The sequence below is a fragment of the Rhizobium ecuadorense genome, assembly GCF_001187535.1.
GTDB classification, from domain to species: domain Bacteria; phylum Pseudomonadota; class Alphaproteobacteria; order Rhizobiales; family Rhizobiaceae; genus Rhizobium; species Rhizobium ecuadorense.
The window spans coordinates 1-17,639 of record NZ_LFIO01001531.1 but is presented as its reverse complement, the minus strand read 5'-3'; the positions used below and the strand labels follow the sequence as shown (position 1 = coordinate 17,639).

16 protein-coding genes and 1 pseudogene are annotated in these 17,639 nt (G+C 59.6%); 11 read left to right on the top strand and 6 right to left on the bottom strand.

Annotation, left to right across the window (positions count from 1 at the left end; translation table 11 throughout):
• Window positions 1-4: 4 nt before the first annotated feature.
• The 5 genes and pseudogenes from AF337_RS45815 to AF337_RS43855 form a co-directional block, all read left to right on the top strand.
• Window positions 5-264: pseudogene (locus tag AF337_RS45815) on the top strand (toprim domain-containing protein); the annotation flags it as partial.
• Between the two features lie 387 nt (window positions 265-651).
• Window positions 652-918, top strand: coding sequence for a type II toxin-antitoxin system Phd/YefM family antitoxin (locus AF337_RS31725; protein WP_004676093.1), 267 nt, complete (start codon window positions 652-654; stop codon window positions 916-918).
• Window positions 915-1,313 carry a type II toxin-antitoxin system VapC family toxin gene (locus AF337_RS31720; RefSeq protein WP_008536014.1) on the top strand — a complete coding sequence of 133 codons (399 nt, stop codon included), beginning with the start codon at window positions 915-917 and terminating at the stop codon, window positions 1,311-1,313. Before AF337_RS31725 ends, AF337_RS31720 begins: the two co-directional genes overlap by 4 nt.
• Before the next feature lie 604 nt (window positions 1,314-1,917).
• A complete protein-coding gene (locus AF337_RS31710; protein ID WP_004676095.1) occupies window positions 1,918-2,241 on the top strand; it encodes a DUF736 domain-containing protein in 324 nt (107 codons plus the stop codon).
• Window positions 2,242-2,586: 345 nt separating this feature from the next.
• Window positions 2,587-2,754 carry a hypothetical protein gene (locus tag AF337_RS43855; protein ID WP_004676096.1) on the top strand — a complete coding sequence of 56 codons (168 nt, stop codon included), beginning with the start codon at window positions 2,587-2,589 and terminating at the stop codon, window positions 2,752-2,754.
• Between the two features lie 82 nt (window positions 2,755-2,836).
• Here the strand turns inward: AF337_RS43855 and AF337_RS31705 are convergent, their stop codons facing one another.
• On the bottom strand, window positions 2,837-3,142 hold the full coding sequence (locus AF337_RS31705) for a WGR domain-containing protein (protein WP_012489498.1): 306 nt from the start codon (window positions 3,140-3,142) through the stop codon (window positions 2,837-2,839).
• 503 nt (window positions 3,143-3,645) lie between these two features.
• On the opposite strand from AF337_RS31705, the gene AF337_RS31700 reads away from it, so the two are divergent.
• A complete protein-coding gene (locus tag AF337_RS31700) occupies window positions 3,646-4,128 on the top strand; it encodes a hypothetical protein (protein WP_010066437.1) in 483 nt (160 codons plus the stop codon).
• A gap of 158 nt (window positions 4,129-4,286) precedes the next feature.
• The gene (locus AF337_RS31695; RefSeq protein WP_009990963.1) at window positions 4,287-4,556 is read left to right on the top strand and encodes a type II toxin-antitoxin system prevent-host-death family antitoxin; all 270 of its coding nucleotides are present in this window, start codon (window positions 4,287-4,289) and stop codon (window positions 4,554-4,556) included.
• 8 nt (window positions 4,557-4,564) lie between these two features.
• Here AF337_RS31695 and traG read toward each other — a convergent pair whose 3' ends face one another.
• Genes traG through AF337_RS31680 form a run of 3 tightly spaced genes read right to left on the bottom strand, consistent with a single transcriptional unit; the run spans window position 4,565 to window position 6,991 of the window.
• Complete coding sequence (gene traG, locus AF337_RS31690) at window positions 4,565-6,484, bottom strand: Ti-type conjugative transfer system protein TraG (RefSeq protein WP_012489500.1); 1,920 nt, start codon at window positions 6,482-6,484, stop codon at window positions 4,565-4,567.
• On the bottom strand, window positions 6,475-6,714 hold the full coding sequence (locus AF337_RS31685; protein WP_009983795.1) for a conjugal transfer protein TraD: 240 nt from the start codon (window positions 6,712-6,714) through the stop codon (window positions 6,475-6,477). Before AF337_RS31685 ends, traG begins: the two co-directional genes overlap by 10 nt.
• Window positions 6,704-6,991, bottom strand: coding sequence for a TraC family protein (locus tag AF337_RS31680; protein ID WP_012489501.1), 288 nt, complete (start codon window positions 6,989-6,991; stop codon window positions 6,704-6,706). The genes AF337_RS31685 and AF337_RS31680 overlap by 11 nt, the downstream gene beginning before the upstream one ends.
• Window positions 6,992-7,164: 173 nt before the next feature.
• On the opposite strand from AF337_RS31680, the gene traA reads away from it, so the two are divergent.
• Window positions 7,165-11,841, top strand: coding sequence for a Ti-type conjugative transfer relaxase TraA (gene traA / locus AF337_RS31675; RefSeq protein WP_041684029.1), 4,677 nt, complete (start codon window positions 7,165-7,167; stop codon window positions 11,839-11,841).
• A gap of 103 nt (window positions 11,842-11,944) precedes the next feature.
• Here traA and rctB read toward each other — a convergent pair whose 3' ends face one another.
• Both rctB and AF337_RS31665 read right to left on the bottom strand, forming a co-directional pair.
• Entirely contained in the window at window positions 11,945-12,415 is a 471-nt protein-coding gene (rctB, locus tag AF337_RS31670) for an SMa0974 family conjugal transfer regulator (RefSeq protein ID WP_012489503.1), read from the bottom strand.
• 67 nt (window positions 12,416-12,482) lie between these two features.
• Window positions 12,483-13,496 (bottom strand): class I SAM-dependent methyltransferase, encoded by a 1,014-nt coding sequence (locus AF337_RS31665; protein WP_049735250.1) that lies wholly within the window; start codon window positions 13,494-13,496, stop codon window positions 12,483-12,485.
• 289 nt (window positions 13,497-13,785) lie between these two features.
• Here AF337_RS31665 and AF337_RS31660 point away from each other — a divergent pair, with 289 nt between their 5' ends.
• The 3 genes from AF337_RS31660 to AF337_RS31650 all read left to right on the top strand — a co-directional run bounded on the left by AF337_RS31660 (window position 13,786) and on the right by AF337_RS31650 (window position 17,370).
• Window positions 13,786-14,637 carry a helix-turn-helix domain-containing protein gene (locus AF337_RS31660; protein ID WP_157214064.1) on the top strand — a complete coding sequence of 284 codons (852 nt, stop codon included), beginning with the start codon at window positions 13,786-13,788 and terminating at the stop codon, window positions 14,635-14,637.
• A gap of 70 nt (window positions 14,638-14,707) precedes the next feature.
• Window positions 14,708-15,961 carry an MFS transporter gene (locus AF337_RS31655; protein WP_029875465.1) on the top strand — a complete coding sequence of 418 codons (1,254 nt, stop codon included), beginning with the start codon at window positions 14,708-14,710 and terminating at the stop codon, window positions 15,959-15,961.
• Between the two features lie 2 nt (window positions 15,962-15,963).
• Window positions 15,964-17,370, top strand: coding sequence for a hypothetical protein (locus tag AF337_RS31650; protein WP_012489507.1), 1,407 nt, complete (start codon window positions 15,964-15,966; stop codon window positions 17,368-17,370).
• Window positions 17,371-17,639 lie beyond the last annotated feature (269 nt).

The following is a 17,639-nucleotide window of genomic DNA, read 5'->3' as shown; positions in this document are numbered from 1 at the left end:
CTGAACCGCCAATCACCTTGCCGCCTTCCGACTGCCCGATGGCTGCCGGCGTCTCTACATCGCAGCTGACGTCGATGCGGCCGGCCGGCACGTATCGAGGGATTGAGCTGCCGCGCCCAGGCGCTGGGGATCCTGCCGCTAGTGCTTGCCCCGGAGCTCGGCGACTTCAACGAGGATCTGCGCCGGCTCAGCCCGGAACGGCTCATCGCTAATCTCAGGGCGCAGCTCGTTCTGGAAAACGCTCTGGCCTTTCTGCCCGCATGATCGAGCCGGACGGGGAAGGTGAGGGCGTGAGGGCCTACAGGATGGCCGGTCTCTGCCGGTCGCCGCACGGGTAGGCGCCCGCCCCGCGGGCCTGCCGAGAGGCGACCCTTACCATGCGGCGGGCGGGCCTTCAGCGGGTCGCTCAGGTTTCTTCCCCTGGCTTCCCGCCGCAATGACGACATGCTCTCGGTCATGCCGGCTGGCGTCGTCATCTTCCCCGGCTCCGGCATTACCGGCAATCTGGCCGACAAGGCTCGCCGACTTGGCATCTCCGTTTGGCAAGCGGCGGGAGATGGCGCGTAAGCGCCATCTGTCCATACGGCTGAAGGAGATGCTTGCATTTCGTAAAAATTGTGTACACATTTGCCGTTGAAACGGAGCTTCGCCATGACCCAATCTCGGCAGCAGATACCATCTCCCCGCCGTGTCGGCGTGCGGGAATTTCGCGGCAACCTGACGTCTTTCCTCAAGCAGGTCGAAGACGGCCAGCGGTTCGTCCTGACGTCCCATCACAAGGTTGTCGCCGAAATCGGCCCGCCGTCAGCCGGCGTCGTCATGCGGAAACCAGGCGCGTTGCGCGGAAAGATCAAAGTTGCCGATGACTTCGATGGTCTGCCGGCGGATGTTCTGAAGTCCATGGAAGACGGGACGTGAGGCTGCTGCTCGATACACATGCCTTGCTGTGGTGGCTGAACGACGACGAGAAGCTAGGGAACCATGCGCGTCGCCTTATCGGCGATCCCGAGAATGATGTCCTCGTCAGTGCTGTCTCCCTTTGGGAAATCACTGTGAAGCTGCGCATCGGCAAACTTGATGCCGATATCGAAGAGATTGTTGCGATTTTGCCGGATCAAGGTTTCGACCGGCTGGATATCTCGGACGCGCATCTTATCGCTCTCGCTGCTCTTCCACTTCATCACCGCGATCCTTTCGATCATCTGCTCATGGCGCAAGCCGTGGCGGAGGGAGCGTATTTGGTTTCGGACGATCAAAATGTCGCGCTTTATGGCATTCCGTTTGTGACTTGCTCCGATCCTGTTGCCTTGTGATCTCACCGAGCTTGGCTCCGCGGATGAAGCCGGCTCAGATTGTTCCGGGTGCGTGTTTGCCAATGGCGATGTACCTGGCGACCCATCGGCGGCTCAGGTGCTTGGGAGCGGGCACGTTTGGGGAAGATCACTCATTCGACACCCGCGTGAACAGCTTCACCCGGGATTGGAGCACGGTCTGCAGACGGCAATGCGGTGCCGCGGCGACCTCGCCGATCAGCAGAAATGCTATCGAGGTGCTCACAGCCTGCCGCAGCCGGGAGTGGGCGAGGGATTATGTTGATCGACATGCGGGCGAAGCGTCCGTGGAGTGCGCGGCAATATCCCCCAGTGCTTGGACCAGGGGGCCATGATGGTTTGTCGCAGCCTTCGATTGCCCCGAACCATTCCCGTTTTATGTCGCTCATATAGACGACCGCCTGCTTTTGCGGCCAACCCCTGAAGGGGTAAGACTCGCCCGAAATTTTTGCAAAATTCGATTTCGGTTCGCTTGTCCTGGTGGAAAATAGAATTTTGCAAAATTTTCAGGCGAGCTGACCGCAGCAGGTCGGCCGTCTCTTCGTGCGCCATCGGGAATGGTCCCGAGCAACCGGAGACAACAACCATGGCCACCACGATCGCAACGCTCACGCAGAAGACCGACGGCATCCTCGAAGGCGTCTTCGCCACGATCCGGGTCAACGCCCCGATCGCCATCGTCCCAAATGCCAGCAAGGCAAGCGAAGAAGCGCCCGACTACCGCGTCATTCACCGCAAGACGGGCTTCGAGATCGGCGCCGCCTGGAACCGCATCGCGCGGCAGACCGGCGAGGAATACCTCTCAGTGAAGCTTGAGGCCCCCGAGATCGGTGTGATCTTCGGCAATCTCGCACCGGCACCCGGCGGCGATCCGAGCAAGAAGGTGATCCTCTGGAACAGCCCGAACTGAAGAACAAAGCGAGCGGCCCCGAGCAATCGGGGCCGGCTTCGTCGTATCTCAAGTTTTGCGCGCAATAGCGGGATTGAAAGCGGGCATCGAGCCCGCTTTCAATCCTCCTGTCGTGCCACACGAGACCAAGGACCCTGTCTGCCCAGATACTTGAAGTCTGCCGTGAGGCTCGTGCCGCCTCAAGGACTTCGCGGCCCCTCCAATTTTCAGCCGGCGCCCTGAAGGGCACCGTCAGAAAATCGGTTCCTCCGCTCGCCGGCTCCGCCGGTCGCTGACGCGATCCTTGACCCGGCCCGATCCTCACGACCCCGGGCGTCATCTTTCACATTTCAGGAGATGACGACGATGACGATTGCACTCGAAATTCAGGTTGAGGAACTGCGGGCCGAGCTCAGGAACGCCGATCCGGCTGAGCGCCGCCAGATCGAAGCGGAGCTGGAGATCGCTCGGGCCGAACTGAGGGTGGCTATCGCCGAGCAGGAGGGCGCCATCGACGCCGCGCCACCCTTCTGAGGCGCGGCGTTTGCCTCCTCGCCTGGGCCGGCGCGCCGGATCGACCGGCGCGTCGACCCGAAGCTGCGCTTCACGCCGATAATCACCGGCAAGGACCAGGAAGACTTCCGCGGACAGCCCGGACCATGGGTTCCCGTCCGGCATTTGTGTTCGGCCTATAGCCGCGCGCCCGTTTTGATCGGAGAAGTTCGAGGAACATACGGACTGCATCCTCCTCTCTGTCGAAGTGATGCACCATGGCTTGTCCGATCGTTCCGATGCGTCCCCATCGCCGCGTCAGGCAAGGTGTGCCGAACAACGTCGGTTCGATTGCGAGCGCGTAGAAGCGCGCCATGTTTTTCGTCGCGTCCGTGCGTTCGATGTAGAGCTGATAGGGTTGAGTGAGCATGACGGAGAGTCGCCTCTTCCAGCTTTTGCGTCTAACGACACTTATGAATCGATCGGCCCACACCGATTCATTTTTGTGATGATCGTCGAAGCCGAAGATCATGGATTTGGGCGAGCCGGCCAATCGCCTGCCGGGTGCTATTCGCTCCGCTCACGGAGCCCGAACACCGTCTGCGCCTCCGGTCACGCCCCCTCTCGCGGAATGACGTGAGCGAATTGCCTAGCCGCAGGGCGGGGTTCTATCCTCGACACCTGCTGCCGGCTCACGCCGGAAACGGTCGCGTCCCCTTCGGGTCCGCGGGTCTCTTCTCTCTCTGACGTCCAATTTTACTCCAGCAAATCCGGCGTCAAGGACGGCGCGTCTCCCCCAATTTTTCCGCTGCTGCGTTTCACTGCGCTCTGGAAAAATCGGTTCCCCCGCTTGCGAGCCGCGTTCCGCGGTCCTTGACCCCTCTTTGCAACAGAGTGGCCGATCTCCGTCATCAAGATGAAGGAAATCACATTGTGACAACCGATCAGAACCTCATGCTCTACACCAAGCTTGCCGGCTTCCGGCTCGTCGTCCTGGCAAACCGCTTCGGCTGCGACAGCGATTTTTCACGAGAGCTTCACGATCGCCTGGTTGAGGGGCTCGACGCGGCAATCGATCGGATCCGCGTCATCATGGAATTGGAAAGAAGTGTTCTCATCGGGGAGGATGAATTCGCCGAATATCAGCTGGAGGGCGAGATCGAGATTTTCGGGCGCTTCACTATCAATCTGCTGGACGAACTCGAATTTGATTACGACACGCGTGAATTCCGCGTCAACGGCGGCGATTGGATGAGCGCTTGGGCTGCCGACGACACTGGCGTCGATATCAACTATCCTGAGCTCGTTGCGCTGATTGCGGACGAACTCGGCTCGCTGGCGCCGATCATCAAGGATATCACGTTGGCAACTCGCATCCCGGTCTATGCGGGGCGCGCCGTTTGGTCATGGTGGTAGCAGCACCATCTCACATATTGAGAGGCGACAGACGAGGTTGCCTCTCAGTTGCCGATGGCCCTCAAGTGAGCCGAGGAAGGACGGCTGCGAAGTTTCACAACAATCACAGTAATGTTGTAAATGCTGTAAATCCCAGCGATAGCAACAAGGAAGCCCATATGCCGAAGCCAAGCGGGACGTATTCAACCAGTGACCTCTCACGTAAATCCGGCGACATCATCGTCGAGGCGCTGCGCCATCCGGTGACGATCACCCAGCGGAACAAACCCCGGCTGGTTCTCCTCAATATCGAAGATTATCAGCAACTGATCAGGCAGGCAGACCGACGCACCGTCGGCACTATCGAAACGATGCCCGACGAGCTTTTTGCCGAACTCGAAAACGCCGTCGACGCCTATGCCGGCGAGGACGAGGTGGGCCGCTCATAAAACCACGATCATAGCACCGGTTTGACGAAACGATTGACCTTAGCTGCCTGATCCATCTCCTTTCGCCGGAAGTAGATCGCCCGGCCGCAGCGGATCGGACTATGCCCCTGGACGATGATGATCTGCTCGTCCTTCCTCATCGACTGGGTGATCTCGTGCGGCATGATCAGCGGCCGGCGCTGGAAGTTGACGTTCTCGGATCTCCTGGATGCATTGTTCTTCGTGTCCCAGCCGATGTTGCGGGAACTGCCCTTCACTTCCACCGTCATCTCGCCACATTGCGCAGAGACGTTGCGCGCCGTGTCGAGCGCCTTGATCGCTGCGTAAGAGGCGAAAGCGCAGCCATCGATCCATGACGTCGCGCCATCCTTCCCGAAATGCCGCTCCAACTGCCCGACCGACTGGTACATCAACATCATCGAGATGCCGTACTTGCGGCCGCGGTCGCGCGCCTCCTCGAGCACCCTCATGTAGCCGAGCAGATCGACCTCATCGAGCATGAACAGCGCCCGGCGCTGGAAGGCGCCGTCGGCCTGCACCATGGCGTTGATGAGCGAGCCGATGATCACACGAGCGATGCCCGGATAGGAGCGCAGGATCGATGCGGAGATGTTGAGGAAGACGTCCTTCTTGCCCGAAACGATATCACTCGATTTGAAGGCATTGCCGCAGACGAGCGCGGCATAGCTGTCGAGCGACAGCCACTGGGTATCCTTCGATGCTGTGGAATAGACGCCCGAAAACGTCTGCTCGGTCATGTTGGTGAAGACGCCGAGCGTTTCGCGGATGAAGGCCGAACCGGAATGCTCCTGAATGTCGCGCAGCATAGCGAGCACCGAGGGCTCCGGTTCGGAAACGATCTGGCGGAGACTGCGCAAGCTTCGCCGGCCCTCATATTCGGGCGAGAGCATCACATGGGCGAGCAGACCGGTCAGGAGGTTGTGCGCCTGGTTCTGGAAGTAGGATCCCGTCGAGCTTTCGAAGCGAAGGCTTTCCGACAGCAGCATATGGGCAATGCCGACGATGTCCTCTTCCTTTTGCTTGGATGCTTCGATCCCGTCGAGCACGTTGAAGCCCATGATCGGGTTCGTCGGATCGAGCACCATGACCTCGCGCTTGAGGGCGCGGGCTCGGTGTCCGGCCACCATTGGTGCGACCTCGGTGGAGGGATCGAGGCAGATCAACGGCCCGCTATAGCGCAGCGCCGTCGGGACGACGTTGCTGGTGGTCTTGTATCCGCCCGATCCCGCGAAAAACAGCATATGGGTGGAATCGAAGTCCTGTCTGTAGGTGAGCAATGGCGCCTTCCCGCCCTGTCCCCAGGTGCTACGATCGTTTGCATCGAAGGGAAGCGCATGGACGATTTCCTTGTCGACCCGATAGCGCTCACCGACGACGATTTCCCCTTCCGGCGGAAACAGTTTTCCTGCTGCCGTCATGGGCAGCCAATCGGCATCTCCAAATATTCCACGCCGGGCACGTTTTATTTCATCTGGGACGACGACGGAGATGCGGGCCGACATCGCCACTGCCATGAAGCCGGCGACGGCGGCGATGACTGCGACCATATCAAGATAGGACAGCGCTCGATCCCATGTGATCACTTCGGCCTGCACAGCAGGTGCAAGCCGGCCGAATTCGCGCAGCGCATAGAACGCGGCAACACCGAGAAAATACAAAAGGCTTGCCATGGCGACCGGCCTTCGCCGATGCAGCGGCAAGGCCCAAACTGTCAGAAGTCCGGCAAGAGGTCCGAACAGTAGAGGCGGCACAGGTGCTGCGCGCAGGAACCAGTGTTCTATCTTCCCGGACATGCCGGCGGCGAGTCCCGGCCATCGCCAGCCAACAATGTAGATTGTGATCGTGGTGACGGCGATCGGTACCAAAACGAGTAACAGGCTCGGATGCGGTTTCCCTCTTAGGCCCATCTTACTTTCTCCTCGAGATGCGATGAACCGTTCCTCAGAGAGGAGACCTTGAAAGCCTCTTCGCCGATATCGCGCAGCCGCCGATGCTCGATGGAGCCTGGGACGAGCCTTGCCATTTCTATGAGGCCGCCGAGCAGGAACGCCCGATCCGCCTTCGATAGCCCGGCTTTGACGACGATCCCGCCGAGCAGGATCTTTTCGCGCGTGTCGCGCTTGCGGTCAGCCGTCATTTGGAACCTGCCCCTGCGCTCCAGCGCCGCTATCTGCTGGTCGACGCGTTTGAGGAGTGGGGCCAGCGGCGCCTTTCCTTTCCCCCTTCCGAAATCGCGCGGCGATTTCCTCGATGATCCGATCGATCTCCTCGTCGGCGATCTCCATCTCCGCCAGCCCGGTTCTGGTCGCGGCGCGGGCAAACCGCTCGGCCGATTTAACTATCAACAATCGTTTGCGTTCGCGCAGCTTTTCGATCTGGGCGTCGAGATCGGAAATCGATGATTTTGTCGCCATTCCTGGTTCCTTTTCTGCTTTGATGTCGAAGGGGCGATTATACTAACTAGAATAAAACAGTAAAATGCGCTACCGTGCAACCAGAAAAGCGGCATCGGCCCTTCGGTCCGATCTGTTTGAGGGCGCAATATACGTCGCTGTCGCGACGTGCTTGGGCCAGTCTGGAGACGCCAGTGGCGATCATGTTCGTCAGAGCGCAGGTGATCAGCAGGGGATCGGGACGCAGCATCGTCTCGGCTGCCGCCTATCGCCACCGCGCCCGGATGATGGACGAGCAGGCGGGAACGTCGTTCAGCTATCGCGGTGGGGCGGGCGAACTGATGTATGAGGAACTGGCGCTGCCGGATGAGATCCCGGATTGGCTGCGGTCGGCGATATCAGGTCAGTCCGTCAGCAAGGCCAGCGAAGTGTTTTGGAATGCCGTTGACGCCTTCGAGACGCGGGCAGATGCGCAGCTCGCCCGCGAACTGATCATCGCGCTGCCGGAGGAGCTGACGCGGGCCGAGAATATCACGCTGGTGCGCGAATTCGTCCGCGACAATCTCACCTCGAAAGGAATGATCGCCGACTGGGTCTATCACGACAAGGACGGCAACCCGCACATCCACCTGATGACGACGCTCCGGCCGGCGACGGAGGAGGGGTTCGGGGCAAAGAAGGTTCCAGTGCTTGGTGAGGGTGGCAAGCCGCTGCGTGTCGTCACGCCGGACCGCCCGAACGGCAAGATCGTCTACAAAGTCTGGGCGGGCGACAAGGAAACGATGAAAGCGTGGAAGATCGCCTGGGCGGAAACGGCCAACCGGCATCTGGCGCTGGCCGGACATGACATCCGCCTCGACGGTCGCTCCTATGCCGAACAGGGCCTCGACGGGATCGCGCAAAAACATCTCGGGCCGGAGAAGGCGGCGCTGGCGAGGAAGGGCAGGGAGCTCCACTTCGCGCCGGCCGATCTCGCCCGCCGCCAGGAGATGGCCGATCGGCTGCTTTCAGAGCCGGAGCTTTTGCTGAAGCAGCTCGGCAATGAACGCTCTACCTTCGACGAGAGGGATATCGCCAGGGCGCTGCACCGTTACGTCGACGATCCCACCGATTTTGCCAACATCCGCGCCAGGCTGATGGCGTCGGACCAATTGGTCATACTGAAGCCGCAGGAGATCGAGGCAGAGACAGGAAAGGTGTCGGAGCCCGCGGTGTTTACGACGCGGGAGATGCTGCGCATCGAATACGACATGGCGCAGTCGGCGCGGGTTTTGTCGGAGCGTCGCGGCTTCGGTGTTTCCGAGCGGAATGTGACGGTGGCGATCGAACGCGTGGAGAGCGGCGATCCAAAGAATCCGTTTCGGCTCGATGCAGAGCAGGTCGATGCTGTCCGTCATGTCACCGGTGATGGTGGCATTGCCGCTATTGTAGGCCTTGCCGGCGCCGGCAAATCGACGCTGCTTGCTGCCGCACGTCTTGCCTGGGAGAGCGAGGGACACCGGGTGATCGGTGCAGCCCTTGCCGGCAAGGCCGCGGAAGGGCTGCAAGACAGTTCCGGCATCAAGTCGCGGACGCTTGCCTCCTGGGAACTGGCCTGGGGCAATGGGCGCGATACGCTCCATCGCGGTGATGTGCTGGTGATCGACGAGGCCGGCATGGTGGCCTCGCAGCAGATGGCCCGTGTGCTGAAGATTGCCGAGGAGGCTGAGGTAAAGGTCGTGCTGGTCGGCGATGCGATGCAGCTGCAGCCGATCCAGGCCGGTGCTGCCTTCCGGGCAATTACCGAACGCATCGGCTTTGCAGAGCTTGTCGGCGTGCGCCGCCAGCGTGAGGCCTGGGCACGTAATGCCTCGCGGCTGTTTGCCCGCGGCGAGGTCGAGAAGGGCCTCGACGCCTATGCCCGGCATGGCCATCTGGTCGAGGCAGGGTCACGCGAGGAAACGATCGATCGCATCGTCTCCGACTGGGCTGCTGCGCGCAGAGAGGCAATAGAGCGATCAACGTCTGAGGGCGGGGATGGCCGCCTTCGCGGTGATGAACTGCTGGTGCTCGCCCACACCAACGACGATGTTCGCAAGTTGAACGAGGCGCTGCGATCGGTGATGACGCAGGAGGGAGCGCTCAGTGAAAGCCGCAGCTTCCGGAGCGAGCGGGGCGTACGGGAATTTGCCGCCGGCGATCGGATCATCTTCCTGGAGAACGCTCGCTTCCTTGAGCCGCGCGCCAAGCACTCCGGGCCACAGTATGTGAAGAACGGCATGCTCGGCACCGTCGTCTCCACCGGCGACAAGCGTGGAGATCCGCTGCTTTCGGTTCTGCTCGACAACGGCCGCAAGCTCGTCTTCAGCGAAGACAGCTATCGACATGTCGATCACGGCTATGCCGCAACGATCCACAAATCGCAGGGCGCTACCGTCGATCGCACCTTCGTGCTGGCAACCGGGATGATGGACCAGCATCTGACCTATGTGTCGATGACGAGGCATCGCGACCGCGTCGATCTTTATGCGGCCAAAGAAGATTTTGCGGCAAAACCTGAATGGGGACGCAAGCCGCGTGTCGATCATGCCACGGGTGTGACCGGCGAGCTTGTCGAAACCGGCGAAGCCAAATTCCGGCCTGATGACGAGGATGCCGACGACAGCCCTTATGCCGACGTCAGGGCGGACGACGGAACCGTCCATCGGCTTTGGGGCGTGAGCCTGCCGAAGGCACTCGAGGAGGCCGGCATCCAGGAAGGCGACACCGTGACGCTCAGAAAGGATGGTGTCGAGCGGGTCAAGGTCCAGATTGCCGTAGTCGACGAGAAGACAGGTCACAAGCATTACGAGGAGAGGGAGGTCGATCGCAACGTCTGGACGGCCAGCCAGGTCGAGACCGCTAGCGCACGACAGGAGCGCATCGAGCGGGAAAGTCATCGGCCGGAACTCTTCAATCCGCTCGTCGAACGCTTGTCGCGCTCCGGTGCCAAGACGACGACGCTCGATTTTGAGAGCGAGGCCAGTTACCGCGCACACGCTAACGACTTCGCCCGGCGCCGCGGGCTTGATCATCTCTCGCTTGCCGCCGCCGAGATGGAGCAAAGCCTTACCCGGCGCTGGGCGTGGATTGCCGCAAAGCGGGAGCAGGTGGAAAAGCTCTGGGAGAGGGCAAGCGTGGCGCTCGGCTTTGCCATCGAGCGGGAACGGCGGGTCGCCTACAATGAAGAGCGGAGCCAGACGATGGTCGAAGCGACGTCCAGTGACGCGCGAACTGCATCCCACTCCGTCTCGGGCGCAAGTGCTGCTGAAACACGCTATCTGATCCCGCCGGCCACGTCCTTTGTCAGCAGCGTCGAGGAGGATGCGCGGTTGGCGCAGCTTGCGTCGCCGGCCTGGACGGAGCGGGAGGTGATCCTGCGGCCGCTGCTGCAGAAGATCTACCGGGATCCGGATGCAGCGCTCGTCTCCCTGAATGCACTGGCGTCGGATATCGGGGTCGCACCCCGCAGGCTCGCCGACGACCTTGCGGCAGCCCCTGGTCGGCTTGGCCGGCTGCGTGGCTCCGAGCTGATCGTCGACGGACGCGCGGCGCGTGAAGAGCGCAATCTCGCTGTCGCGGCCGTGAAGGAACTGCTTCCGATGGCCCGTGCCCATGCGACCGAGTTCCGCAGGAACGCCGAACGGTTCGAACTGCGCGAGCAGACGCGCCGCGCGCATATGTCATTGTCGATCCCGGCGCTCTCCGAACGCGCCATGGCACGTCTGATGGAAATCGAGGCGGTGCGCAGCCAGGGCGGGGACGATGCTTATAAGACGGCCTTTGCGCTCGCCGCCAAAGATCGATCGGTGGTGCGGGAGATCAAGGCGGTGAGCGAAGCTTTGACGGCCCGCTTTGGCTGGAGCGCATTTAGCGCGAAGGCGGATGCGATCGCTGAACGCAACATTGTCGAGCGCATGCCGGAGGACCTGACGGATGAATGGCGCGGAAAGCTGACCCGCTTGTTCGACGCCGTGCGACGCTTTGCCGACGAGCAGCACCTCGCCGAACGTCGGGATCGTTCGAAGGTCGTCGCCGGCGCGAGTGCCGATTTGAGCAAAGAGCCAGGGACGGAGAAAATCATCATGCCGCCCATGTTTGCCGCCGTCACCGAGTTCAAGGTTCCGATCGACGACGAGGCGCGATCTCGGGCTCTTGCTTCGCCTGTCTATCGCCAGCAGCGTGCGGCACTGGCGAACGCGGCAACGACAATCTGGCGCGATCCGGCTGAAGTCGTCGGCAAGATCGAGGAACTTCTCCAGAAAGGTTTTGCCGCCGAGCGCATTGGAGCCGCGGTGACCAACAATCCTGCCGCCTATGGTGCCTTGCGTGGTTCGGATCGCCTGATGGACCGGATGCTGACCTCTGGCCGAGAGCGGAAAGAGGCTGTGGCGGCCGTGCCGGAAGCTGCAGCGCGCCTGCGCGCGCTCGGTGCGGCCCACCTCAATGCCCTCGATGCACAACGCCAGGCTATCACGGACGAACGGCGGCGCATGGCGGTTGCCATTCCAGCTCTTTCGAAAGCTGCGGAAGAGGCGTTGGCGCACCTGACGGTCGAGGTGAGCAAGGACAGCAGGAAGCTGAGTGTTTCCGCCGCTTCCCTCGATCCGGGCATTGGCCGGGAGTTTGCCGCTGTCAGCCGAGCGCTCGACGAGCGCTTTGGTCGCAATGCCCTCGTCCGAGGCGATAAGGATATCGCCAACGTAGTGCCACCGGCGCAGCGCGGAGCTTTCGCGGCGATGCAGGAGCGGCTGAAGGTCCTGCAGCAGACTGTCCGCCTGCAGAGCAGCGAGCAGATCATAGTGGAGCGGCGCCAACAGACCGCCAACCGCAGTCGCGGCATCAACCTCTGAGGGTCGGGAAAAAGAGAGCGGACAAATGTATGGTTGATTGAAAAAGCACTATCACCCGATTGTCCGAAGATCGATCTTTCTTTGGGTGGCGAAGCGGACGAAATTATTGTGCATCCGTTCCGCAACGGTCGTTGTAGAGGCGATTGCAGGTTTCACCAGATCGCGTGCTGTCTGCGTGAAGCCACTCTATAGCCCCCTCGGACACGGACGTGGCCAGAAACAAGCCTGCTTCCAGCAGCGCGCGGATGCCACAGAAAGTGACGAGGTCTCGCGCTGAAACTGTGAAGAACAGGCTTTCACTGGTCGGCCTTATGATCGCGCCTCCACCTTCGAAAGCTAGAAGTCTGTCAGGTCCCACGGAGACGAGGGATTGGTAGAAGTCCTCGATTTGCGTGCAGATCTTGTCGGCAACGTGCTGCGTGCGCGAGATTGCGACACACGCCTCGGCGACGTGCACGCACTTTGGAACATCTTCCTCACCCGCGAATGATGGCGCTCGTGGCAGGACCAGATGCGCGTTGCACGGCGGGCTCAGCTCAACGAAGTGACGGACTTCGCCAATTGATTTCTTCATGCTGTTCCTGCCTGTTCGTGAAGACGTGACGCAGTTGCGCTCACGCGACGGTGAAGATGAGGAATCGCTAAAGGGTCCAGGATCGCCCCGATAGCCGCCTTGCCTCGGATTCCGGATAAAGGCGGTAGGGAAGGTCCGCATAGACATATTCTGCCGGAATCGCGGGTGGGGACAGCTTCGATAGGAATAGGTCGAGATTCTGCTGACTGTTGCTGGAGACAAGCGTGTAGAAATTGCCGCTGTTCCAGGTGACGAATGAGTGTCCAAAGAACCGGCGTAGTGTTTCGCTCATCTCCGAAAGGGTGACTTCGTTTCGATCCATTCGCGTCAGCACCGTCTCTTCCTTCGCGCGAATATCTGACGCGCTGAAGAAGCGAGCTTTGAAGCTATGGTCCTTCTGGCGTTCCCGCCGCCGATATTCCTCGTCGTCTTCATGCCTGAACTTCTCGACGAACATGAAGAGCCCGTTGGTCTTGAGATGCTGCGAGACGAAACGGATCTGATCGAAGCGATTTGGCGAATACATCTGGAAAGTCGTGTCCTCGAGGATGATATCGAAACCGCTGCCAAACTTTCGGAGCTTCACGTCTTCTTGGACCCTTTGCGATGTCAAATGATGAAATGGTCCGTGAAAAAACATGGCATGAGGAGGAACGCCATAGGCATAGAAGCTTCTAAGGTTTTCGACGTTGGGACTGCATGACAGCGTTTCTATCCTGCCCTTGCCAAGTTCGCCGATCACACGAGCCATCGTCCCCTCGGCTGTACCTAGCGTGTAGAGTTGCAGTTGACCCTTTCTGGCCCGCGCGTATTTGAGGATCGTGCCGCCTATGCGGCACTCCTCTTCGAGGCGGTAGGGTATGCTGCTCAAGTAGTGCTTATCGAATGGACCTCGGCGCAGCGGATGAAGGGCTGAAAAGCGCCTGAACGTCATGTCCACTGGAAACAAGCGGCGATCGAGCTCGGGCGGACGGATAGGCATTCCGGCCTCACCGGATGCGGTGGTCGAAAAAAACTCAGAAAGCTCGTTAAGGCGAGGGGCGCGGTCGCACTCCTCAATGAAGTCGGCAAATTCACGCATGCGAAAGCCTGCCTTTCTCTCGCACCATCGCGTTTTTGGGATTCAGGAGGGAAATCGCGCATCCCGAAAAGATTGTGCCGTCAGCGATGATGTCGGCAGAAGATGATCGCGAACGTCATGTTTTCGCATCCACGATTTTGATTGGTTTTCATGAAATTGACATGAAATTCGACCTGAGGTTAAAGCCTGGCTTGTTGACAACTTGGGGTGAGGTAGGGTCGCTACCACACCGGTTTTTCAGGGGAGCAGCTTTCGAGTGGGGATCATTCCATCAATTCACCCCGAGAGGATGAAAAAGTCACAAGGGGAGATCATTCTTCACCAGCAAGGCCTTTGGAGCCATGCCCGCGCAGATGTCGTTCGCCGGCGCAGTCTCGGGCGACAGGTTATCGACGTTGTCGCGGATGACCACCTGATCTTCCTCAACATAAGGGGTACGGCGGCATCCGGCGAAAATTTTGTGGACGGACGAAGAGTCGAGTTCAGTCCGCGTCCAGACGGCTCGCTTGTTTACATTCCGCCCGGTTGCCATTGGAGCGGTTGGGATGAAGGCGATGCTGAGGGTTGTTATCTTATGATAACCGTGACGCAGGATTTTTTTTCCAACCTCACGACCAAGCTCCCGCGCGTAGGCACCTTACGTCCGGAGCTTGGATTTAGAGATCTGCCAATCCAATGCTTGGCGCGGCAGATTGCCGGAGAACTTTCACACGACGATTCCGTAGGGAGTCTGATCGTTGAAGGGCACCTAGCGGCTATCTTCGGACTTCTGCAGCGCCGCTCCGGCACATCTGGCAGATTGTCTCGAGGAGGATTGTCTCCTACGGTTCTCAAGCGGGTGATAGGGCGAATTGAAGCTCACATCGATCGACCTCCGAGCGTGCGCGCTCTGGCTGAAGAGGCGGGATTGACCTACGAGCATTTTTCCCGCGCTTTCAAGCAGTCGCAAGGCTCGACGCCCTATGGCTTCTATAACCAGCGCCGGCTTGAACGCGTGACCGACCTTCTCCGCACAACTGCGATCAGCGTGACCGAGATCGCAATCGCCTGTGGCTACTCCAGCGGGAGCCACCTCTCGACCAGATTTCGCCGAGAGACGGGATTTTCCCCTGCCGAGTACCGGGCGCTCTGGAAAGAATAGCTGGTTCTGGACGAGAGATAATATCAAATTCATGAAAGCCGCCAGCTATTCAGAAGAATAGCATGTCCCCATGAACCTGCCAGTAGGGAGTGTGGATGAAGTGGGCGCGACAGAAAGCAGCGGCATGGGGTATTATGCCTCTCGCGGCATCTATCTCTTCTGTGTTCTGGCGTCGGCCACCGGCCGCAATGTCTACTTCGTGCTGGCGGCATGGGTTGCGACAGATGTCAGCAAGAGCACGAGCGCTCTCGCCATCCTTTTGGCGCTCGGCAGTGCCGCCGAGTTGCTCACCAGCAATGTTGGTGGGGTTCTAGTTGATCGATTTGATCGTCGCTTCGTCTGTATCGCTTGCGATTTATCCAGGTTGATCCTCATATTTTCAACGGGCATTGGTCTCTCGTTCGGTCACCCACTTGATGTTCTTTGCCTATCGTGGACCATCTTCGCGTTCCTCGACAGAACCTATTCGACTGCGCTGCAGGCCATCATTCCAGACATCGTTCGTCCTAAAAACCTCACTTCATTCAATTCGGCGTCTTATATTGCGATGCAGGCGGGCAATCTCATCGCCGCCATCGTCACCGGGTACAGCTTAACCGCCATCGGGATGAATCTGACGTCGATCCTCCCTGGCGCCTTTTTCGGCCTATCACTGTTGGGGCTGCTGGCACTCGGCCGACTGCCGCTTTCTCGTTCTCGATCGGATTTGCAGGCAAAGAGCATTCGTCGGATGGATCTGTTGCCGATGACCTTCGTCGTTCACTCACTGAAGACCACCGCCGTCATGTATGCGTTGACCTATGCGATGGGCATGCTTGTGAGTGTATTGGGCGCCGCATATGTCACCCGTGAACTCATGGGGTCGGCGCTAGAGTTCGGTTATCTCGAGGCAGGTTGGGCCCTCGGTTCGATTGCGGGCTGTTCAACCCTTCTTCTCAGAAGGGCGCGTTCGCGACGACAAAGCATCCTCTTCCAGTCGGCGCTCGCTGGCATTGTTCTGTTGGGCTTTCCTGTTTTCCAGAGCTTTTTGTCCGCGCTCGTTCAACTGGTGTTGCTTGGCTTCTGCTACAATGTCACGCGAATCCTGATCGATGTACGGGTTCAATCGACTGTTTCGATTGACATGTTGGGGCGGGCGCGAAGCCAGATCCACACGATCTGTGTTTCGATAGGGCTTCTTGCGTATGGCATCATCGGGACGATCGGAGACGCAATTCCACCTTCGGGGATTTTCGGCCTCTTCGGGGCGCTGATGGTGACCGTCGCGCTCTTCTTTCACTTTAACATGGATCGGGGAGCGCCGGTGGAAAGGCGGTTCGTCTGAGGATGGAGACGTCGCCCAATAGTGACCTGGTTTCAAAAGGTGAGGTGTTGGCCCTCATTTTTGAATTATTCCCTTGGTTGCGTCAGTTTGAGCAGGCATCGCTGAACGACTACGCAAAGGCGGCTTTCTCGGTTGGATCGGATCAATCGGGGTGCGTCGCGCGAAGCCAGGCAATGTCTCTATTGCGGTCACGCGTGGCGGCCGTCGCGCAACGTCAGGGTTATTCAGCAGGGGCCGTGACGCGCTTTCAAGCCGAAATCGAAGTCGCTCCGGTGCTGCAGTGTGGCCCCCACCTCCACCTGTTGATCGAGCCTGACGCATTTTACACCCATCTGTTCTCCCTGATGGGACTTCGCGCGCATGGCAGGACATCCTATATCTCCTACGCTTGCTCGACAGTGAAGTTCGTAGAACGCGGTCGCAAGGGTCCGGCCTGGCTCCACGTCGATGGCGATGCAGTCAATGTCTTCGGCCTGTCGCGCAGCAAAATGATCCCCTACAGCATTCTTGGCAGAAACGGCTGCTACAGATTCCATCTTCAAAACGTCGACAGGCCCGGTGATGACTCGGAGGCAATTTCCTACTTGCGAGACCTTTTGCCTCTTGGCGAATTCCAGTCGGCGGCAGAGGCGATCAAAGCGGCAAATCTTTGCCTCTGGAAGCGGTATTCTGAGAGCCAGGTGGACTTTCTTCAGCTTGATGATAGCGACGTTGCCGATCTGGTCGCGGACCACCTTTCCGATGGCCGGTCCTGGCTGCGAGCCTCGTTGATCGAGGACCGAGCATTCGCGATGCGCCTCATCCATTTCATCGATCAACTCGCTGACACGGCTTGGCGAGGCTGGCTGAAAAACTCGACGCATTTTTTCTGGGGCTGCATTGAAGGGCGGCTTTTTCCACTTTGGCTGGATGGCAGGGTCCTCCGGTCGAAGGAGACAGATGATGTCTGTGTTGAATTCTCGCCGCCAAGTCTTGTGGAGGCCCTGAGAACTGGCCGGATCGTTCCGAACCTTCTGCTGATGTTCATCGTAACGTCGATCCTGCCTGGCGTGCGTGTCCTGGGTGGAAGTCGGCATACGATCTATTATCCGTTGATGCGCTGGGCATTCTGCGAGGCGTTGAGGAACAACCATCGTGACACACAGCTTCTCAACGCACTGTCAAAGGACGAACGGCCGGGGGTTTGGGGCCATCGCATCATCTCCTCGCCGTGCGAGCCATTTTCGCTGTTGAATGCTTTTAGCCGTGGGGGAATTGAAACGCTTCTCGGGCAGTTCGGCAAGATGAGCATTATCGACGCTTGCGGGCCCCTTTCCAGCTTCACCCAGGACCCCCTATGGGCGGAGCTTGCGGTAGCCTATTCCTCCGGGAGAGTGGGCAGACAATCCTCGCAATGGGCGTTCCGCTGATCGCACCTCCTTTGGTTTTCTGACCACTTTACCGCCCGAAGCGTGACCTCTCGCTTTTGAGACAAGTGTCCGCGCGTAAAGCGAAGCTATTGAATCTTGTAAAGAATTCGGTTGCGCAGCGGGCGGATTCCCGCTATCTTTTTCGATAGGGCAGTACGCGCTGCCCTGGGGTGTGGAAACCCCTACACGTGGTTGATGCCGGCCGTAACGGCATCACACTCCTTGACCTTCGGTCGAGGAGCCTGTGGCGTATGTCCAGGTTCCTCGGA